The 2762-nt window shown below is 65.4% G+C and carries 1 protein-coding gene and 1 riboswitch; the gene reads right to left on the reverse strand.

Annotated features, from left to right (window positions below):
- Positions 1 to 10: 10 nt before the first annotated feature.
- Positions 11 to 94: riboswitch (cyclic di-GMP riboswitch) on the reverse strand.
- A 127-nt stretch (positions 95 to 221) separates the two neighbouring features.
- The coding region (locus tag VGM51_01180; protein HEY3411648.1) for a BTAD domain-containing putative transcriptional regulator at positions 222 to 2762 on the reverse strand (2541 nt) is incomplete at its 5' end.

Raw genomic sequence — 2762 nt, forward strand, 5'->3', positions numbered from 1 at the left:
GACCAGACTCGAAAGTCGGTCGGTTGCACTACTCGCTCCACCTCCACCCTAAGTGCCCAATTCAGGTGGTGGTATCAGCGCGTCCGAGCGTTTCCTTGATGCACCGTACGTTCGTACTAGTGCGGGGCGTACTCTAGGTTCGGTCGTCTGCACCGGTCAATACGCAACCCTACCTATGCCCACTGGTACAGGCCGGCCGCGTTGCGCATCGGCAACAAGTCCTAGAGATCCTCGAGGGGCGGCGTGTCCACGCCCAGGTCGTCTCGCAGAGCGGACGCGTAGTGCGCATATTGCTCTGCCGCGGCGGCCGTTCGCCCCGCTTCCTTGTAAGCCCGCAGCAGCACCGCCTCGATGCCGTCAGCCTCAGGATCGACATCCAGGATGCGCTGGGCAATACGTACAGCTGAGTCGAGATCGCCTCCCTCAGACGCACGTTGCATTGCGGACTCCGCAGCCGACAATACGGCGGCGTGAAGCGTGTCACGGTAATCGGCCGCCCACTCCTCATACGCGAAGTCCAGGGCGAATCGACCGCGATATGTCGTGAGGATGGCCATTACGTCTCCAGGGGCGAGAGGTGCGTTCTCGATCGCCTTCCAGCAGTGTCGACTATCGGTCGCGATGAGTTCCGGGTTGAGCCTCGCGATATCACCGTCGTAGTTGACGTAGCGAGCACTGAGGCCTTCCCGGAAGTCGGGCTCAAACACACGTCGGAGGAAGTAGATGGTTTGGTGGAGCGAGTTGCCAGCCGCGTCGGGAGCGAGGTCCGCCCACAGCGCCTCTAGGATCTCGTCGCGGGTCGCCGCCATATTCGGTCGCGTGATCAGGAAGCACAGGAGGGCCAGAACCTTGCGCCGCACGACCCGGACGCGCGCATTTGCGACGTCGATTGACACCGGACCGAGGTCATGAACCACCACTGAGGCGGCGAGCTTGACTGTGAGTGCCAGCGCGGCCGGACGGAGATCCTTGAGCTTGGCTGCCGCCGCTCTCAGCGCAGCAGCATCGTCCCGGGTGCCAATGTGGACCAGCATCGCTGCACATGCAGCTGCACTGGGCCCTTCATCCACAATCTCAGTTAGCAGCGCCTCGCGCCAGCGCTCGGGTCGTAAACCAATTTCCCGCTCGATCCGTTGCCGGGCGGTCGAAGACAGCCGGTGGGCAGCGTGGGCGATCTCCTCGGCAACTAGTGATGCGCAGTAACTGAGGTCCTCAGGCATCCGCGCAACCGCTTCGTGTATGGCTCGATCGCCGGCCGCATCCGCGAGCAACTCGAGAATCACGCGCCCAGGCCGCGATTGCTGCTTCTTGGCAATACCCATCGCCACCTCGAGGGCCTTCGCGGCATCCTCGTTGTTGAGTAGAGCCACTCGAACCACTGCGATCTCAACTTGGAGCCGCGCTGCGATTTCAGTTGGGACGTGCCGGCGAAGCACCTCGAGTCGGCCCCGCGCTTCGTCCGCGGCGCGGCGGCGGAGCGCGAGGGTGAGCATCGTTTCCGCGTAGATCGCGGCATAGCCGTCGGGCAGGTCTTCTGCGGCAATCCTGCTCAGCGCTTGTTCGGCTGCATCCCGATCACCGAGCGAAGCCGACAGTCGTCCGGTCTCGAGGTGGATCTCATCGGACGTCAAATCGGAGCCTGTCTTGGCGGCGAGCAATAGCGCCGCATCAGCCTGTTCGCGCCGGCCGAGGTGAAGGAGTGCCGTCGCCTGCGCAAGGACAATGGACACGAGTTCCACGCCCCTCGCCCCCGTCGCAATGATTTCCACGCCGGCCCCGTACGCGGCGTCCAAGGCTTCTTCTGGACGGCCAAGCCATGTGAGAGCGGATGACAGGATGAGGAGGGTGATCGCGGCGTAGCGGTGCTGCCCATCCCGCACCTGCTGGCCGGCCAGGTTCCTCAGCAGGAGAGCGCCCTCCTCGAGATCCCCGTCGTCAGCTAGAGATCGCACGGAGACAATCGCCTGCGCGATCGCTCTCTCGGAGTCGGAGAGCTCCGCTTCGAGCGCCCGCTTCGCCAAGCTAACGCCATCATCGCTGTAGCCCGCGACACCTTGTAGCCCGGCGAGATTGAGCAGCGCTGTTCCGGCTGCGCGACCCCCAGCCGCCCCTTCGACCGCCGCCCTTGCGAGGGCGAGCGCGGGACCAATTCGACCTCTTCCGAACTCGAGCCGCGATTGCAGAATGAGCACGGTGGGTCGATTGCCGGGTCCAGCTGACCCGTCGAGAAACGGAGCGGCATCCTCGAAGGTCCCGGTCGCGATGATCTCGGCCACCGCTGCATCGACCACTCGCTCTGCATCGGAAGGTCGAGCGGCAGCCCGGTAATGCCACGCTGCTCCAAGCCAGTCTTGAGGTTCGAGTGCCTCCCCCACGCGGCCGTGCATCGAGCGGACTTGGGCTTCGCCGACTTCCTCGCGGAGGCGGGCGACGAGGAAGTCGCGGACAAGGGGGTGGAAACGGTGCGGGGACTCGCGGTCGGGACGGGTCAGGAGCCCCAAGGTCTCGGCCTCGGTGATCAGGGGTGCGAGGTCGGCCGCAGGTCGGCCATCCACCAGCGCGCCGGTCTCCGCGTCGACGGCGACGAGGACCGAGACGCGCGTGAGGAAGCGCTGCAGGGACGGCGACAGCGTCTCGAGGACCTCCTCCGCGAGGAAGTCGTAGAGGTCGCCGCGTGTGGCGCTCAGCTGGGCGACGAGCGCGCGAGCCTCGGGCGCGTTCTTGTCCTCCAGGCTTGTGCGCACGAGCGTGAGGAGCGCCGC

The organism is Armatimonadota bacterium (assembly GCA_036504095.1).
Classification (GTDB): domain Bacteria; phylum Armatimonadota; class DTGP01; order JAKQQT01; family JAKQQT01; genus DASXUL01.